Genomic DNA, 17835 nt, shown 5'->3' on the forward strand with positions numbered 1-17835 from the left:
ATGTTATGAAAAATCCACTATTATCCGTTGATGAATACCTGGAGTCTGAAAAGGCGGCTGAATCAAAAAGAGAGTATATCAATGGATATGTCTTCCCCATGGTGGGTGGCAGTCGAACGCATAACTTGTTGACAGTTTCTCTTGCAACGAGGCTTCATCAGCATCTTTCTGGCACTGGCTGTGATGTCTTTGCTTCTGACATGAAAGTCAGTGCAGGCTCTGAAAGTGATAATATCTTTTTCTACCCCAACATAATGGTGTCCTGTGGCCGTGGCTCTGGTGATGATTATGTTGAAGAGAATCCAAAACTGATTATTGAGATTTTTTCGAAATCCACAGAACAGCATGATCGTTTTGCCAAACTTGAGGCATATACTCAAATAGCGACCTTGGAAGAATACATGCAGGTTTCTCAATATGAGTTTCTGGTGGATCTTTACTGGCGAGAAGGGAGTCAATGGTGTACACAGCGTTACGAAGAAGCAGACTCTTTGTTATTGTACTCAGTCGCTCTCGAACTTCCCGTTCTGGATATATACAAGGACATTACGGCCAAAATTCCGGGTCCATCGCCTGCTCATAGTTCCAGGGGCATTCTTTTGGAAAAGTAGAGGAGGGTAGCTCTGTCTCATCTGAGGCGTCTTCTACAGCGTCCGAGTAAGCTTCAACCAAAATCTCTGACAGTTTGCTTTTCAGTCCCGGATTTTTTCTTAGAATTCGCCTGATCTGCTTGCGTTGCTCTCGGATCGTTCTTTCCCAGCTTTGGCCAGTCTGCCTTTTTTCAGGCTGGTACTGCCATTTCAACAAATGCATGAAAAGTACGCATATTCTGGACTCTAATGCCCTGTAGTCACTGCGACCCATGCTCTCAATTTCCTCAAGGATATTTTCCAGATCGAGTTCTGTCAGGCGGCCCTCACGGATCAGTTTTGCCTGCCTCTGGGTCCAGCTGTAAAAATCAGTATCGTATAAATCACGCACAAAAATGACCTGCTGTTTTATAGGATTTCATAGTTACTGTTCAGTTTATCTTATGGACTGAGAAGTTTTAGGGCCAGAATTCAGGATTGATAGCTTGCTCATAGCTCCAGGGACGCTCCTTGGGAAAAGTGGAAGGTGATAGTCCTGTTTCTTCAGCGGCATCTTCGACGGCTCTTTTGTAAGCAACAGGAAGCATAACATCAATTTTGTGTTTTAGACCCGGAGAATCCTGTAGAATTCGCCATGCCTGCTTACGTTGCACACGGATGGTTCGTTCCCAGCTGTGGCCTGTTTGTCTTTTTTCTGGCTGATGCTCCCATTTCAACAAATGCATAAAGAGTATTTCCAGCCGGGACTGCAAGGCTCTGTAATCACTGCGACCCATGCTCTCAATTTCCTCAAGGATATTTTCCAGGTCGAGTTCTGCGAGGCGACCTTCACGAATCAGTTTTGCCTGTCTCTGAGTCCAGCTGTAAAAATCGGTATCATACAAGTCTCGCATAAAGGCTACCTGCTTTGTCCGTTATCCCATTTTCCTTCATTCTATCTTACTCACTTTGTGCTTTACGAATCTAAACTGCGCTCATTAAGATAGCTCAAGTTTCATTTATAGGGCTGGGCGTAGTTTAATACAAAATCAGTAGGTGATACTGACTGCAGCCATGAGTACACTCAATACTCCGGCTCGTTTTGTTCTGAAATTTATACTCGAAGTCATCAATCCGAAAGGCTCCTGAGGGTTTGTTTTACCCTCGACTTTTTGCTGTCAGAGCCTGAAGAAATGGTGTTATTCGTACTTCTATATTGTCAAAACATTGGCTGTGCTGTCTGGGTGTTTATTCTGGAGTCTGTCCTGAGTTCTTTATAAAATCAGTCATTTACATTCAATGGTTCTGTTGTATTCATAGTTTTTTTTCCATCTGTTTGGTTTTTTTTAAAAATCCGTCTAGAACTGAAAATAACGGTTTCAAGATATCTGAAGCCAAACGTTAATAATCAATAAGGAAGTTTGATTATGAATACATTTTTCTCAAGCATTGCTCTTTCCAGCCTTTTAATATTCTCTAGCGGTTCATTTGCCAATAGCGACGAAAAAGAACAGGTCGTTAACGTCAACACAGCCACCGTTCAGGAATTGGACGAAAAGCTTATAGGCGTAGGCAGACGAACAGCAGAAGAGATAGTAAAACACCGTAAAGCACATGGTCCTTACAAGAATATGGATGACCTTGATCAGGTGAAGTTCATCGGTGAAGCCTTTATGAAGAAGAACGAATCCAGGATAATTTTCGAAGAGTAGGGAATCACATATACAAAAAGCCCGTCCATAGAGACGGGCTTTTTGTATGTTGAGTACGTGTTTCAAAACCGATAATCTAGCCTGAATAAAGACTTATGCAGGAGTATTCCTTTGACCTTTACCTGGATTGATTGGGTCATTGCGGCCATAGTGGCTGTTTCCTCTCTTATCAGCCTTAAACGTGGCTTTTTCAAAGAAGTTCTCTCTCTTCTGACCTGGGTAGTGGCCATTTTTGTGGCCTGGACTTTTAACGGCAGTGTTGCGAACTTGTTAACTCAGTATGTAGAAACCCCGTCTGTTAGAGTGATTTCCGCATCAATTTTGCTTTTTGTCGCAACGCTACTGGTGGGCGGGTTGATTAATCGATTATTTTCAGAATTGGTTGAAGCCACCGGTCTCACTGGGACTGATAGGATACTGGGTATGGTTTTCGGCGGGCTCAGAGGCTGCTTGCTTGTGGTGCTTGTGGTGGGATTAATGACTTTTGCTCCATTAGAGAATGACGAAGCATGGCAAGATTCGGTATTATTGCCGCACTTTTTGCTACTTGCAGACTGGTCCAGACAAACAGTGGTCCAGTGGGTTGAACCTATGTTGCAAGCCGGTTGAAATAATCTCTGAAAGCTTCCCGGGAACAGGCAAACGTCCAGAGGGCGCTTTCTGAACTTTTGAGAAAAAATAGGCTCTAAAGACAGCTATAAGCACAAAAAACAGGGTTTTTCTGACTTTCAGGTGACCTTGCCAGAGCTTTGGAGCCGCTGATCCAGCCTGAGGATGTGAGAAATGTGTGGAATTGTCGGTATTTCGGCGACAGTGAATGTTAACCAGCTGTTGTTCGATGCGCTGACCGTGCTTCAGCACAGGGGGCAGGACGCAGCCGGTATGGTGACCCTGGGAGGAGGGCACTTTTATCTGAGAAAAGATAACGGGCTGGTCCGTGATGTCTTCAGAACCCGGCACATGAAAAAACTGGTGGGCAATATGGGCATCGCTCATGTTCGTTATCCTACCGCAGGTACTTCCAGCTCAGCCGAGGCCCAGCCGTTCTATGTTAACTCTCCCTATGGTATTGCCCTTGCCCATAACGGGAATCTGACCAATGCCCAGAGCATCAAGCAGGAACTCTTTGAAGAAGATCTTCGTCACATCAATACCAGCTCTGATTCAGAGATTCTGCTGAATGTCTTCGCCCATGAACTGGAGCAGTCAGGCAAGCTGCAGCCCAAGCCGGAAGACTTCTTCCAGGCGGTTCGTCGAGTCCATGAGCGTTGCGAAGGTGGCTATGCTGTCGTCGCCATGATTAATGGTCACGGTATCATTGGTTTTCGTGACCCTAACGGTATTCGCCCCCTGATCTTCGGTAAGCGGGAAAGCGAAAAAGGCACAGAATATATGATGGCTTCTGAATCCGTCGCTTTGAGTGCCTCTGGTTTTGAAGTTATTCGTGACGTCGAGCCAGGCGAAGCTGTCTTCATAGACTCAAATAATCAGCTGCACACATTCCAGTGTGTTCAGGGCACCAAGCATCCTTGTATTTTTGAGTACGTCTATCTCGCCCGCCCTGACTCCATTGTTGATGGTATTTCTGTCTATCAGGCTCATCAGAGAATGGGGCAGATCCTTGCTAACAAGATTCTCAGAGAGTGGCCAGAGCATGATATTGATGTTGTGATGCCTATTCCTGACACCAGCCGGACATCAGCACTGGAGATTGCCAACCGATTGGGGCTTCCTTACAAAGAAGGCTTTGTTAAAAACCGCTACATTGGTCGCACATTCATCATGCCTGGTCAGGAAGTCCGCGAGAAATCCGTTCGCCAAAAACTCAGTGCCATTCAACAGGAATTTGAAGGCAAGAATGTCCTGTTAGTCGATGACTCCATTGTCAGAGGCACGACCTGTCAGCAGATCATCGAGATGGCCAGAGACAGTGGCGCAAAGAAAGTCTATTTTAGCTCTGCTGCTCCTGCGATTCGCTTCCCAAATGTTTATGGGATCGACATGCCAACATCAGAAGAGCTCATTGCCTACGATCGGACTGACAAGCAAATCGAGCAGGAAATCGGGGCAGATCGTCTGATCTTTCAGGATTTGGATGATCTTAAGAAAATCGTTTCTTCGTTGAATCCCGACATTACCGACTTCGACTGTTCTGTTTTTGATGGTAAATACATTGCCGGCGGTATCGATAGTGAATATTTAAGCCGTCTTGCTGCCAGCAGAAACGAAGAGACCCGGGCTAATGCGGGAAGCGATTCGATCATTGACCTTCACAATGATGAAGAGCTTGCCTGATTTTTCCTTGAACACTATGTTCATAGAGTCGAGCCCCTGTTAGCCTTGCTAGCAGCCTGTCGGACTTAAGGCTGTCCTACTGCGGTTGCAATAAATTGGTCTAAAAATTCCTGCTTCTTCGTCAAATAGCTCGCTATTCTCCTCAGAAGCAGAAATTTTTATCCTCAATTTCTTGCAATCCTCGCTACGGACGCTTAAGTCCGACAGGCTGCTAGTAGGGGCTAATCTGAGTCTGGTTTAATTAGCAAGGGAGTCATTTATGTCAATGTCAGGTTCACAGCAAATTACAGTTGGAATGCGTGAGGCAAAAAGCAGGTTGTCAGAACTTGTCAGACTGGCAATTGAAGAGGATGCCGATATCATTATCACACAGAGAAATAAGCCTGTTATGAGATTGGTTCCTCACGAAGAGTAACCTGAAAGTAGAGGTTTTGGTGCTCTGAAGGGGCGGATTGAGATATCCGATGATTTTGATAATACACTCGATGATATAATCGATCAGTTTTATAGAAATTTTGATTAATAAGGTTTCTTCTTAAAAAATTATTCTTCAGATACAGATCCATACCTCAAATCTTTCATCCTCACCCCAACCTCAAGATCACAAGCCAGAGTCGCCAGTTTCAAGCTTAACAATGCCTGATCTTTCTGCTTTACTACTTTCCCTGCTGCCCCTTTAGACTCCTCTCCCAACAAAAAGATATTACTTATTTCCTGATGTTCCAACATCAGGGAGGTGGCTCCTTTATCTCCCACACCCTGAACTCCGGGCACATCTCCAACACCTGTAATGGCCCAGAACTGGGTTAGCCTGTCTGCTCCAAAGCCATAAAGTTTTTGGACGCTATCTCTCTGATAATCGAATTTCTGGAAATGATCACGCAGCTTTATCTGAGGAGCATTCAGCAGTTGCAGAAAAATACGGTCTGTTGAAAGTATGGTGGTTTCGACATTGGCTTTTGATGCCTTGGAGGCCACAGAAGCAATAACGTCATCTGCTTCCAGACCCGACTTTCTGAATGTTCTTACCCCCATGTTCAGGAAAGCCCGGTTGAAATCTCCCAGCCTTTTTCTTAATGGTTCGGGCATGGGCTTGCGGCCCTTTTTATAATCAGGGAAAAGATTATGTCTCCAGGTAGGAGGATTACCATCGAAAACCATCAGGCAGTGGGTTGGCGATGTTTCTTTTATGGCTCTTGTTAGTGAAGCGACGGTGGCTGAAATAGCTCCGTCTATCTGGCTGTCTTCATCAGGAGCCCTGACAGCAGCGTGTACTCTTCGGATAAGATTAAGAGCATCAATCAAAAGCAGGTGAGGGGGCATTCTGTTTTTCCTGAACAGCCATGGGTGAAAACGGTTAGGTATCTAACCATGTTAACCATTAATCATCGTATTCCCAGATTACCACATTCAGGGGTCGGGGATTTTCTTTTATCTTCTGAAAACTCAGTAGCCAGGGTGGTTATTTCTACTGTCAACTGCGGTTTTTTTTCGTTATCGTTGGCCTTGTCAGCCATCTGGGATAGGTCTGGCTGAAGGTTTTCCCACGCTGCATCGAAAAGTCTCAGCAAGACATATACCCGGAACCTTGGGATTTTAAGCTCATAAACAGCCCAGAGCGGTATATAGGATCAGAAATGAAAGATAACGACGTAAGTAATAATCAGGATCAGTGGGCGTTTGAAACTCAGGCTATCAGGACAGGTGTCATTCGCAGCGGTGAAAGAGAGCACAGTGAAGCTATTTACCTGACTTCCAGCTTTACTTACGACAGTGCTGAGCAGGCCCGGGCAGTGTTTGCCGGTGATGAGCAGGGCAATGTTTACTCACGCTATACCAACCCTTCGGTGAAAATGTTTGAAGACCGCATGGCAGCCCTTGAAGGGGGAGAGCTGGCCTGTGCCGCCTCCTCAGGCATGGCGGCTATCCTGGGCATGTGCATGGGATTGTTGAAAGCCGGCGATCATGTAATCTGCTCTCGCAGTGTTTTTGGAACAACGGTCACCATTTTTGCGAAATACCTGGGCAAATTTGGTGTAAAAACGACTTTTGTTGATTTCACGGATTACCAGCAATGGCGAGATGCGATGTGCCCTGAAACGCGCCTTCTTTTTCTGGAAACGCCTTCAAACCCTTTGGGTGAAGTAGTCGATCTGGAAATCATGGCCGCCATTGCTCATGAGAATGATGCTTTGCTGATGGTTGATAATTGCTTCTGTACACCGGCTCTTCAGCAGCCTTTGAAGCTTGGCGCAGATATTGTTGTCCACTCTACTACCAAGTTTATCGATGGTCAGGGACGCTGCATGGGGGGAGTGGCTGTCGGCAGCAAAGATCTGATCAGTGAGATGCATCTCTGGCAACGGGCGGCTGGCGCTTCAATGAGCCCTTTTAATGCCTGGAATTTCTACAAGTCTCTTGAAACACTGAACCTGAGGGTAGGTGCCCATTGTCGCAATGCAATGGCACTGGCACGTTGGCTGGACGAGCATCCTGCTGTCGAAAAGGTACACTACAGTGGCCTTGAGTCGCACCCTGGTCACACTCTGGCAAAGCGTCAACAGAAAGCCTTTGGCGGTGTTCTTGCGTTTGAAGTGAAAGGCGGCCGGGAACAGGCCTGGACAGTGATGAATGCCGTAACTTTTATTTCCAGAACGGCTAATCTCGGGGATACCCGCACTACGATCACTCATCCGGCCACCACGACACACTGTCGTCTCTCTGAGGAAGACAAAGCAAGGGCCGGTATTACTGAGAATTTGATCCGGGTTGCTGTGGGTCTTGAAAACCTCGAAGATCTGAAGGCGGATCTTGATAGGGGGTTAGCCCTGCTTTAAATCAGCCCCCCTGGAGCAGAAAAGGAATTCTGTCCTTTTGTGTCGATTGACCGATAAAAAAGCTTTGAACACAAAAAACATTGTTCTACTCTGCGATCAATGTTTTTTACTATAAAAATCAAGGCCTTCAAAGAATAATAACGGTTCCCTATTAATGAGTGAAGTCAATCAATGTATTCATGCTCTGAATACGATTATCCGAGGCAAGGATCTGGAAATTCGGCTTGCGGTGTGTTGTCTTCTTGCCCGTGGTCATCTGCTCATCGAAGATCTGCCCGGAATGGGTAAAACAACGCTGGTTCATGCACTGGCTCGGGTCATGGGCTTAGGTTATCAACGCGTGCAGTTTACCAGTGATTTGTTACCCGCCGATATTACCGGGGTTACCGTTTTTGATAAAAATACCGCCAACTTTACCTTTCAGCCGGGACCGGTTTTTTCCCAGTTGTTGCTGGCGGATGAAATCAACAGGGCTTCACCCAGAACGCAAAGTGCCTTGCTTGAAGCCATGGAGGAGCGCCAAGTCTCGGTCGATGGACAGCCACAATCCTTACCCGAACCTTTTTTCGTGGTGGCAACCCAGAATCCTGTGTATCAGGAAGGCACTTTTCTTTTGCCAGAATCCCAGCTCGACCGATTCTTGATGAGATTGGAGCTGGGCTATCCTGACCCCGAATCAGAGAAAGCCATTTTGAAAGGCGAAGCCGGCAGGGTGGAAATGGATGCGCTGCCTGCGATCTTCAATGCCGATCAATTGATCAAAGCTCAGAATGAATCAGCCCGGGGACATGTCGGGGAGATGTTGCTGGATTATGTAATGAGGCTTATTTCACGAACCAGAGAGGTGGGTTATTTCAATGTTGGGCTCTCGCCACGAGCAGGTCTGGCATTGATAGCGGCTGCAAAAGCCTGGGCCTGGATGGAAGGTCGGGACTATGTTATTCCCGAAGATGTTCAGGCTGTGTTTGTCCCTGTTGCCGATCACCGGTTAAAGGCGAAAGAAAAGAGTCAATCGGTCAGGGAGTTGCTGACGGGCACTCGCATCATGGGATGAAACGTATGCCAGCAGCCGCTATCAGACAGCGATATCACCAATGGCTGGATCGACGCATTCCACCAGCGCCAAGGGTGACTCTGGATCAACAGCGGATATTTATCCTGCCCACAATAGGGGGCTATATCTGGCTGTCTGTTACTGTACTCATTTTTATACTGGCGGCCAATTATGCTAACAGTCTGGCCTTTGGCCTGTCCTTTTTTATGGTCAGTCTGTTTATGCTTTCCATTCTTCACACCTGGAAAAATCTTGCGGGGATGACTCTGGTTTCAAAGTCTGCTGATTCGGGTCATGCAGGGGACTTGATATCAGTTCATCTGCAGTTGCAGTCAGGGGGCCGGGGGCGACAATCTGTGCGATTAGGCTGGCCTGAAAATGAGCAGGTGACCTACTCATTCGAAACCAATCAGGACTTCACTCTGCAGGTAAAAGCAAAATCCAGAGGCTGGTTTCGTCCGGGCAGGATGAAGGTAGAGAGTGTGTACCCTCTGGGGTTTTGCAGGGCATGGAGCTGGGTCCAGCTGGAAATGCACACCCTGATCTATCCCAGGGCTGATTTTTCCCACCCTGTTCCAAGTCTGCTGGGAGTAGGAGAGGAGTCCGGTAGACAAACACGATCAGGGCAGGATGATTTTGCCGGTTTTCGCCGTTATAAAGAGACGGATCTTTCGGGTCATGTTGATTGGAAAGGCTATGCGAGAACCAGTGAGCTGAATACCAAGCTGTTTGAGGAACCTTTAGGTCATCAGGTTAAGCTCTGCCTGCAGCATAATCCCGGTGTAAGTCTGGAAGATAAACTCTCTGTTTTGGCTGGATGGTGTCTGGAATGTGAAGCCAGTAACAGACCATACAGTTTGTCCGTTCCCGGAACAGAGTTGGCTGCCAATATAGGGCATAAGCATTCAAAAGAGTGCCTTGAAACTCTGGCGTTATTTGCTTCTGGCTCTGATAGGGCTCCGGGTATTAAAAGGTCCGGAGGTGAACGTGCTGAGTGATGCTCAGGTGAGCAGAATCTCAACATTGTGGTTAATTGCCGCACTTCTGTCAGTCTTGTTCCCCATTTGGAAGCAAGTTCCGTTGCTTATTATTCTGACAGGTTGTCTTTCCGCAGGCTGGCGGATTGCCATTTTGCAGGGTAGAGGGCATTGGCCACCTTTTTTATTGCGCCTGGGGCTGATCCTGATTGCTCTTGTTTCGGTGGTGGTCAGTTTCAGGCCATTGATATCCCTGGAATCATCGGTCTCTATTCTGGCCGCAGGTTATGCATTCAAACTACTGGAAATGAGAAGCCAGCGGGATGCGCTGGTTGTCGTTTACATCGGCTATTTTCTGGTGGCAACAGCCGTTCTGTTTTCCCAGACGTTATTACAGACGCTATACCTTATGTTTTGTCTGGTCATGTTGATTGCGGCTCAGCAAGGTTTGTTCCGGGAAATGGATACGACACCTGTTGTATCGAGTATCAGGTTTGCAGGTCTTCTGGCTTTTCAGGCGGCTCCTTTAACCATTCTTCTGTTTATCCTGGTACCTCGCATGGGGCCGCTTTGGTCAGTACCTCTTCCTGATAACAGTGGCAGAGTCGGTTTAACCGATGCCATGACTCCGGGCGATATAGCAAGACTCAGTCGTTCAGATGAATTGGTGTTTCGTGCCCGCTTTGCAGCTGATGTGCCACCCGCTCAGCAAAGATACTGGCGGGCTGTGGTGCTGGATCAGTTTGATGGCAAGACTTGGAAGCAGACGGACAAGCTGTTTTCTGTTGCCGCTATGTCGCAGAAAAATTGGGTCAGTAAGCAGCCTGTTACTGAAGGGTGGTGGAAGAATCGTCTGGGAAGTTATCAATATGAAGTCATGATGGAGCCTACCGGAAAACCATGGATGTACTCCCTGGGAGCTGTCGGTACAGTGGCTGAAAAAAGTTATTTCTACAGGACAATGAGGCTGGCATCGGAGCAACCGGTTGACAGTCGACTGCTGTACTCCCTGGATGGGATGTTGCCCCGGGCTCGATCTGTCTCTATGCCTGGCTGGCTTGTTGAGTTGAATACCCGGATTCCGGTAGTCGGAAATGATAGAAGTCGGCAATATGCGCTTAGACTGTTCAACCAGGCCGGTGAGGATCCCGTGAAAATGGCGGGTCGACTACTGTCGCTGTTTCGTCAGGATGACTTCTACTATACCCTTTCCCCACCTTTGTACGATCAAAGTTCCACGATTGATCAATTTCTGTTTGAAGGTCGGCGAGGTTTTTGTGCCCATTATGCGGGTGCATTTGTTTATTTGATGAGAGCAGCAGGTGTTCCGGCCAGAGTCATCGGTGGCTATCAGGGCGGAGAGTTCAAGGAAGATGAAAACCTGATTCAGGTCCGACAGTTCGATGCTCATGCCTGGGCTGAAATCTGGGTGGCAGGGCAAGGATGGTTGAGGTTTGATCCTACCGCCGCAGTTTCACCCCAGAGAATAGCATCTGGCCTGGAAGCAGCTATTGGCCCTGCCGAAACTTTTTTGCCAGACAGTCCATTATCTCTCTATCGTTATCGTCAGTCAGGCATTATTAACAGAGTCAGGCTGGTCTTTGAGAAAGCAGAATATCAATGGCAGAGGTCGGTCGTGAACTTCAAGCAGGATCAACAGGAGGCGTTTCTGAGAAGCCTGCTGGGCGATAAAGATTTTTACTGGCGGCAGGCGACGGCTCTGGCGCTGGGGGTAAGCTTGATATTGGCCGTATTATCGCTGACTTTATTGTATCGTCGGCAGTCGCTACCTCCACTGCAGAAACTCTATGCCCGCTTCCTTAAAAAAATGGCCAGAAAAGGTTTTGTCCCGAGAGATGGCGAAGCAGAGTTGAGTTTTGCACGCCGTATCTCCAAATCAGATGATACGCTCGCAGAGCCTGTGATGTCTTTTTGTGAGGCTTATATACAAGCAGCTTATGGGGAAAATGGTTCGGAAATGCACGAGCTGAAGCGGCTTCTGACTCGTTTTTAGAGTCAGGGAGAGTCTTGCACAGGAGGCTTCGGCATCTTCTGGCTCAAGTAATGGTTAATATATCCCTGGATTTTCTGACCTTCCTCTGTGCTGGGGCAAACCAGATAGACTTTGGGCGGTCTGGTTCCATAAGTGTGGCTGCTCATGTATCGGCTGACAGCAATACAAGCGACAGTCGCCGCTCTTTGAGGGGTAAGATTCAGTTCAGAGCTGAAGATGGGGATAGCGATGCTCGACAGGTTTTTCCTGTGAGCGGCTTCGATGGCCGATTGGTAGGCGCTGACTAATTCTGAATGAACAGTCCCGGACTCAGCCTTAGGAAGTATGGCATGTACCATATGACTGAAGCCTCTGCACTGCAAAGCGGGGCTGGCTGTAATGGCGGCCAGCCCCGGTTTCATCTTTTTAATGGCTTCCCGAAACCCTTTTCTTGACAGGCCGGGATCAATCTCGGAAAGCTGACTCAGTAAAGCTGTTTCGTTGGGTGATCCCATGGGGGTGTAGGGACAGGCAATGACTTCAATCGGTGGGTTGCGTAACTCATTCATCAGGCTGATATCCCCGGACATCAAAAAGACTTCTTTTCCCAACAATTGGTCGGAAGGTATTTTGACATCCGTTTGTACCTGGGTGATGGTCGATTGTTCTTTCGGGGGGGTGAGCAAAAGTTGAAGAGGTCTGACAAAATCCACCAATTCGTGGATCCCTTCAGTAGGGTGGTCCGGAGTAAGATCATCCAGGACAGCTGGCCAGTCACCGGCGATCACTCGATTCACAAGCCTGGAGCAGGCCTGCATATCTTCCAGCATTCCCTGTTTGTAGATTTTGGATTGCAGGCTCTTGGCCCGGGTTAGCAGTTTGTACTGAAGCTCCAAAAAGAGGTCAGTCTCTTCGGCCAGTGAACTGACATCAATACCAATACGGGCAAAGTCATTTCTGTAATGTTGGGCGGTTCTATTGATCTGAGGCTGTGGATTTTCATCCCGTTTGATGTTTCGAAGTTTTATTCCTGAATAAGGGTTGTCGCCTCTGGCCCTGGCTTCCTGAAGCAAGGCTGCAGGGTCTTCCAGTACCCGGGTTTTCCGGTTCCAGGTAAAGGCTGAGCGCAGTTTATGTTTTACCCAGCTTTTGAAAAGCTGCCAGTTGGATGCTGAACTGACCGAATCAGACGTTGGAATCATGCTTGAGCCAGAAAATCTACCGATAGTCTTAAGTATAATCAGTTCATCCCTGATAGGGATTCACAGGGCTGAAAGGTATCTGGCAAGGTTGGCTGACAGAGTTGGCCGGAAAAGTTGTCGACTTTCCAACGAATTTTTATGCTGGTTTGAAATACAGCGTCAATTCTCCCATCGATCACACTTCTGGCATTCAGAGTTAGAAAAAAAATCCCCGCACAATGGCGGGGATCTTGTGACGACAACCAGGTCACTGATCAGCTTGCTTTAGCGATAACCTCATCGGCCGCCTTCTGATAGGACTCTACCTGATCAAAGTTCAGGTAACGGTAGACTTCACTGGACATGGAATCCAGATTTTGTGCGTATTCCATGTACTCTTCAGCCGTAGGGATTTTGCCCAGAATCGCGCCCACAGAAGCCAGCTCGGCAGAGCAGAGGTATACGTTAGCGCCATCACCGAGACGGTTCGGGAAGTTACGGGTAGAAGTAGACAGCACAGTGGCGCCTGGTTCTACACGTGCCTGGTTACCCATACACAATGAGCAGCCCGGAATTTCGGTGCGAACACCGCTGTCCTGATAAATGCTATAGTAGCCTTCTTCTTCCAGCTGGGCCTTGTCCATCTTGGTAGGAGGAGACATCCAGAAGCGGGTTTGCAGAGGCTCCTTGTTCTGCTGCAGCAGTTTACCGGCCGCGCGGAAGTGACCGATGTTGGTCATGCAGGAGCCCAGGAAAACTTCGTCAATCTTGTCGCCTGCCACGTCAGACAGTGTACGGGCATCATCTGGATCGTTAGGAGCACACAGGATAGGCTCTTTGATTTCAGACAGGTCTATTTCAATCACTTCAGCGTATTCAGCGTCAGCATCCGCACGCATCATCGTCGGATTAGCCAGCCACTCTTCCATCTTGCGAGCACGGCGCTCCAGAGTACGAGGGTCACCATAACCTTCGCTGATCATCCAGCGCAGCATCGTCACATTTGATTTCAGGTATTCGGCGATGGACTCTTCAGAAAGCGTGATGGTACAACCGGCAGCAGAACGTTCAGCAGAAGCGTCAGACAATTCGAAAGCTTGTTCCGCTGTCAGGCTCTCGAGACCTTCGATTTCCAGAATGCGGCCAGAGAAGGCGTTCTTCTTGCCTTTCTTCTCAACCGTCAGCAGACCTTGCTTGATACCGTAAAGAGGAATGGCGTGAACCAGATCACGCAGGGTGATGCCGGGTTGCATTTCGCCCTTGAAGCGAACCAGAATGGACTCAGGCATATCCAGAGGCATAACACCGGTAGCCGCAGCAAAGGCTACCAGACCGGAGCCGGCAGGGAAGGAAATACCCAGTGGGAAACGGGTGTGAGAGTCTCCTCCGGTACCGACCGTGTCTGGCAGCAGCATACGGTTCAGCCAACTGTGGATGATACCGTCACCCGGGCGCAGGGACACACCGCCACGGTTCATGATGAAGTCTGGCAGAGTGTGGTGAGTTTCAACATCAACAGGCTTTGGATAAGCTGCTGTGTGACAGAAAGACTGCATCACCAGATCGGAAGAGAAGCCCAGACAAGCCAGGTCTTTCAGTTCGTCGCGGGTCATTGGACCCGTAGTGTCCTGAGAACCTACGGTGGTCATTTTGGGCTCGCAGTAGGTGCCAGGGCGGATGCCTTCAACACCGCAGGCCTTGCCAACCATTTTCTGGGCCAGGGTAAAACCTTTGTCGGAGGCTTTGGGAGCAACAGGACGACGGAAAATATCAGAGTGTCCCAGACCCAGAGCTTCACGGGCACGGTCAGTCAAACCACGGCCTATGATCAGGTTAATGCGGCCGCCTGCTTGAACTTCGTCCAGGATGACGTCGGATTTGAAGTCGAATTCAGACAGCACTTCACCGGATTCAGACAGGATTTTGCCGTCGTATGGACGGATTTCAATCACATCCCCCATGCCCAGCTTATCAACGGGGGCTTCAAAAACCAGAGCGCCAGCATCTTCCATAGTGTTAAAGAAGATAGGTGCTACTTTACCGCCAATACAGATACCGCCGGCACGCTTGTTTGGCACACCCGGAATGTCATCACCAAAGAACCATAATACCGAGTTGGTAGCGGACTTACGCGAAGAGCCGGTACCCACTACATCGCCCACGAAGGCAACGGGCAGGCCTTTTGCCTTGATTTTGTCGATCTGCTGCAGAGGGCCGATCACGCCGTGCTCTTCAGGTTCCAAACCGTCGCGCGTCATTTTGTACATGGCACGGGCATGAACCGGAATATCGGGACGAGACCAGGCATCTGGTGCAGGAGAAAGGTCATCGGTGTTGGTTTCACCAGACACCTTGAAGACGGCAACCTTGATACTTTCCTGAACCGTCTGGCGCTGGGTGAACCACTCGGCATCTGCCCAGGACTTCAGAACAGCCTTGGCGTGTGCGTTTCCGGCCTTGCTTTTCTCTTCAATGTCGTGGAAAGCATCAAACACCAGCAGGGTGCTTTTCAGTTGTTCTGCAGCCAGCTCCGCCAGTTCGGTGCTGTCCAGCAGTTCTACCAGCGTCTCAATGTTGTAGCCACCGTGCATCAGGCCCAGCAGTTCAACCGCTTTATTTTTATCCAGCAGTGGGGATTCTGCTTCGCCTTTGGCAATGGCGGACAGGAAACCGGCTTTTACGTAAGCAGCTTCGTCTACGCCGGGCGGAATGCGGTTTTCCAGCAGGTCCAGCAGATACTCTTCTTCACCGACTGGCGGGGTTTTCAGCAAGGCTACCAGTCCGGTGACTTGCTCAGCGCTCAGTGGCTTTGGTGGGACACCCTCTGCTGCACGCTCTTCGACATGTTTTCTGTAGGCTTCTAGCACGGATCAACCCTCATCATCTGTGCGGCCTGTCCGGTCACTTTTCCCGTAATCTCTACAGCGGTGGGCCAGACAGTTGCTGATGTTCCTGTGAATGTAGGTCCTGCACAATATGGCTGGGCGGGTAGAGAAGAAAGCTCTGACGGATACCACTGCTCCTCCTCCAGAACAGGAGTTCACTTTAGATTACTTTCATGCCCATGGCGATGTGTGCAGGCATCGTATACCGGTGGGAATTATTCTTTACAGATTAGCAGTGAAAAGAACTGTAACCATTGCTTCTTCAGCCAACCGGGCGCGGGCAGTATATCGGATAGCGTTATTCAAGTTAAGTGAAGCCCGCAATCTTTGGTATAAATTTGGTGAATAATGGTTGGGCCGGTCGGTAAAGCCCTTGTTGTGCCGGTTTTTCTCGTACATTAGTGATTATTGCCGCAAGTATTGAGTGAAAGTAATCTCATGGTGAACAATCTTGATTCATGAGAACAGGCGTCATCTGCTGACATCCCTAACAATCCTTAGTATTCCTTTTTTCCACGTTTCAAAAGTATCTAATATTGACTCAAGATCCTGGATGTAAATATCCAGGTTAGAAAGTTTATTAATGTATTTGCCATCACCGATATAAACCATACTATGAAAAACTAAAGGTTTATCTCCAGTATTGGAAGGTTGGCTTGTTATTTGTACAATATCTCCAAAGATCAGATCCTTTTCTCCAGTAAATTCATTGACCTTTATGTTCGAAAGTGATTGGTAAAAAGAGTCATGAGTGTTATATCTCGTGGACTTTAAAATCGGAAGCCCAAAGTGTAAATAATAAGCAAAATCATGACATACCCCTTCTATCGGTGAATTATTTCTTGGATCTAAAACAGTACAAACATTAATAAAACCTTTTGTTATGACATCAGAAAGTCTCTTTGTTAATGGGAGATTTTTTTCTTCTTATCGACTGGTAAAATGATCTATAAAAACCTCATCAGTTTTTGAAATAGAGTCACAGCCTGAGGTTTTGTCTATCTGAAAGCTGCCACTGATTCAGGTGTCAGTTACTCACAACACAATATCCAACACAATTACCTTGTTCCATCGCCTCCAGAAGACCGGTGCCACTGTTTCATATCGTGCAGCTCGTTCTTTTCCGACTGCATCTGCCATTTGAGCAAATACAAAAATAGCTGTTCCAGACGACTCCGTAAGGTTCGGTATCGAGCCTTGCCTATGTCTTCAACTTCCTCGATCAGGTTGTCCCAGTTGAGTTACACGAAATGACCTTGCCTGATCAGCTCGGCTTGATGATAGGACCACGTGAAAAAATCAGTGTCATACAAGTTTTCCATAAAGACCTCCATTGCCCCTACCACTGTAGGCAATTAACAAAAGGGAATAAATGAATTACCAAAACACAGGTCGTAAGTAATGAGACCCGCTACACTGCGGCATTGCATTGCCGTCTGATAGTAGGAAACACCATCCTTTACACTGGGGAGGATGACGACATCCGTATCGGGCGCATGCCATTTTTTCTATTCCGGATGATCCTTGGTGTTGTGCTGCCAGGATTTGTATTCTTCTGAAAAGGAATAATGATCGGCCGGGAATCAGCCGATCATTTAAGCGGGTGGCTTCAGGCGCCTTTGATTTTGTCGTAAGTCTTGTAGAGAACTGCTTCTTCTTTAGTAATTCGCTTGCTCAATGCCCTTAAAATGTTGTTGCAGTCCTGCTGAAAGTTTTCAATAGTATTATCGTTATTTTCATACAGGCTGAAAAAAATCATCACTTCGGCGGAAATCTTATCCATATCAAGTGCATAGTCAGTCAGGGTAGACTTCAGGCTTTCATCATTCTCAGCGGCTTCTCTCAATACAGGATAAAGGTACTTATCTTCTTTGTTTAAATGGGCCAACAGCATTTTTTTGGCGGAGAGTATTAAATTCTGACCTTGCTGGTTACCAATGCCAACTTCACGTGCTTGTAAAAGTAAGTCACTGATTTGCAGATGTTCGTTTTTGAATTCCTCAATTAACTGAGACATTTTTTTGTTCACTCCTTGAATATAAAGGTTACTAATAGTTTAGGACGTAATTCCCACATATGTTTCAAATCATCAATTATTAAGCGTTTTGAGCGGCTGGCTCACCATCTGGGCGTTTTTCATGGAGTCGTTACCAAGCACCTTCGTCCTCATCACGGCTGTAGGCGGCAGTTGACATTGGCTCGGAAGCGGTAACTTTCAAGGTAGATGTCGCCTCAACTTATGCAGCTAAATCACAATGCTGCTGATTCTCTGATCGCTCAGGGTTAAGCCATACCTCTGCCGGTAATTGCCAGTTTCTGGTTTCACGGCTTC

Annotated in this window: 16 protein-coding genes and 1 pseudogene; 9 read left to right on the forward strand and 8 right to left on the reverse strand. The window is 47.7% G+C overall.

From position 1 onward, the window contains the following. Nucleotides 1-5 precede the first annotated feature (5 nt). Nucleotides 6-611 (forward strand): Uma2 family endonuclease, encoded by a 606-nt coding sequence (locus KBW69_RS16205; RefSeq protein WP_257281525.1) that lies wholly within the window; start codon nt 6-8, stop codon nt 609-611. Here the strand turns inward: KBW69_RS16205 and KBW69_RS16210 are convergent. Together KBW69_RS16210 and KBW69_RS16215 are read right to left on the reverse strand one after the other, a co-directional pair. Continuing rightward, nucleotides 547-981 carry a DUF29 domain-containing protein gene (locus KBW69_RS16210; RefSeq protein WP_257252778.1) on the reverse strand — a complete coding sequence of 145 codons (435 nt, stop codon included), beginning with the start codon at nt 979-981 and terminating at the stop codon, nt 547-549. The two genes, KBW69_RS16205 and KBW69_RS16210, sit on opposite strands and share 65 nt — an antisense overlap. A gap of 67 nt (nt 982-1048) precedes the next feature. After that, nucleotides 1049-1483 carry a DUF29 domain-containing protein gene (locus KBW69_RS16215; RefSeq protein WP_257252780.1) on the reverse strand — a complete coding sequence of 145 codons (435 nt, stop codon included), beginning with the start codon at nt 1481-1483 and terminating at the stop codon, nt 1049-1051. A gap of 513 nt (nt 1484-1996) precedes the next feature. On the opposite strand from KBW69_RS16215, the gene KBW69_RS16220 reads away from it, so the two are divergent. From KBW69_RS16220 to KBW69_RS23855, 4 genes are all read left to right on the forward strand, one after another. Next, on the forward strand, nt 1997-2281 hold the full coding sequence (locus tag KBW69_RS16220; RefSeq protein WP_257252781.1) for a helix-hairpin-helix domain-containing protein: 285 nt from the start codon (nt 1997-1999) through the stop codon (nt 2279-2281). A gap of 111 nt (nt 2282-2392) precedes the next feature. Next, nucleotides 2393-2890: a CvpA family protein gene (locus KBW69_RS16225; RefSeq protein WP_257281526.1), complete on the forward strand. Its 498-nt coding sequence runs from the start codon at nt 2393-2395 to the stop codon at nt 2888-2890. A 174-nt stretch (nt 2891-3064) separates the two neighbouring features. Continuing rightward, complete coding sequence (gene purF, locus KBW69_RS16230) at nt 3065-4576, forward strand: amidophosphoribosyltransferase (RefSeq protein WP_257252783.1); 1512 nt, start codon at nt 3065-3067, stop codon at nt 4574-4576. Between the two features lie 295 nt (nt 4577-4871). Continuing rightward, a complete protein-coding gene (locus KBW69_RS23855) occupies nt 4872-4991 on the forward strand; it encodes a type II toxin-antitoxin system Phd/YefM family antitoxin (RefSeq protein ID WP_368736458.1) in 120 nt (39 codons plus the stop codon). 128 nt (nt 4992-5119) lie between these two features. On the opposite strand, the gene KBW69_RS16235 is transcribed toward KBW69_RS23855, so the two are convergent. Both KBW69_RS16235 and KBW69_RS16240 read right to left on the reverse strand, forming a co-directional pair. Continuing rightward, nucleotides 5120-5899, reverse strand: a complete 780-nt coding sequence (locus KBW69_RS16235) for a 5'-3' exonuclease H3TH domain-containing protein (protein WP_257254163.1) — start codon at nt 5897-5899, stop codon at nt 5120-5122. Nucleotides 5900-5961: 62 nt separating this feature from the next. Next, the gene (locus KBW69_RS16240) at nt 5962-6147 is read right to left on the reverse strand and encodes a hypothetical protein (RefSeq protein WP_257254164.1); all 186 of its coding nucleotides are present in this window, start codon (nt 6145-6147) and stop codon (nt 5962-5964) included. A gap of 66 nt (nt 6148-6213) precedes the next feature. Between KBW69_RS16240 and KBW69_RS16245 the strand changes: the two genes are divergently transcribed. The 4 genes from KBW69_RS16245 (at nt 6214) to KBW69_RS16260 (ending at nt 11458) form a co-directional block, all read left to right on the forward strand. Further along, nucleotides 6214-7413, forward strand: a complete 1200-nt coding sequence (locus tag KBW69_RS16245) for an O-succinylhomoserine sulfhydrylase (RefSeq protein WP_257281527.1) — start codon at nt 6214-6216, stop codon at nt 7411-7413. Nucleotides 7414-7567: 154 nt separating this feature from the next. After that, nucleotides 7568-8467, forward strand: coding sequence for a MoxR family ATPase (locus KBW69_RS16250; protein WP_257281528.1), 900 nt, complete (start codon nt 7568-7570; stop codon nt 8465-8467). Nucleotides 8468-8472: 5 nt separating this feature from the next. Continuing rightward, nucleotides 8473-9465: a DUF58 domain-containing protein gene (locus tag KBW69_RS16255; RefSeq protein WP_257281529.1), complete on the forward strand. Its 993-nt coding sequence runs from the start codon at nt 8473-8475 to the stop codon at nt 9463-9465. Nucleotides 9466-9472: 7 nt separating this feature from the next. Then, a complete protein-coding gene (locus KBW69_RS16260) occupies nt 9473-11458 on the forward strand; it encodes a DUF3488 and transglutaminase-like domain-containing protein (RefSeq protein ID WP_257281530.1) in 1986 nt (661 codons plus the stop codon). 2 nt (nt 11459-11460) lie between these two features. Here KBW69_RS16260 and KBW69_RS16265 read toward each other — a convergent pair whose 3' ends face one another. The 4 genes and pseudogenes from KBW69_RS16265 to KBW69_RS16275 all read right to left on the reverse strand — a co-directional run bounded on the left by KBW69_RS16265 (nt 11461) and on the right by KBW69_RS16275 (nt 17520). Continuing rightward, a complete protein-coding gene (locus KBW69_RS16265) occupies nt 11461-12639 on the reverse strand; it encodes a macro domain-containing protein (protein ID WP_257281531.1) in 1179 nt (392 codons plus the stop codon). Nucleotides 12640-12893: 254 nt separating this feature from the next. Continuing rightward, nucleotides 12894-15485: a bifunctional aconitate hydratase 2/2-methylisocitrate dehydratase gene (gene acnB, locus KBW69_RS16270; RefSeq protein WP_257254170.1), complete on the reverse strand. Its 2592-nt coding sequence runs from the start codon at nt 15483-15485 to the stop codon at nt 12894-12896. Between the two features lie 1076 nt (nt 15486-16561). After that, nucleotides 16562-16732, reverse strand: a pseudogene (locus KBW69_RS23860) (DUF29 family protein); the annotation flags it as partial. Nucleotides 16733-17112: 380 nt separating this feature from the next. Continuing rightward, nucleotides 17113-17520 carry a hemerythrin domain-containing protein gene (locus tag KBW69_RS16275; RefSeq protein WP_257281532.1) on the reverse strand — a complete coding sequence of 136 codons (408 nt, stop codon included), beginning with the start codon at nt 17518-17520 and terminating at the stop codon, nt 17113-17115. Nucleotides 17521-17835 lie beyond the last annotated feature (315 nt).

It is taken from the genome of Endozoicomonas sp. ISHI1 (assembly GCF_024606225.1).
In the GTDB taxonomy this organism is placed as follows: Bacteria; Pseudomonadota; Gammaproteobacteria; order Pseudomonadales; family Endozoicomonadaceae; genus Endozoicomonas_A.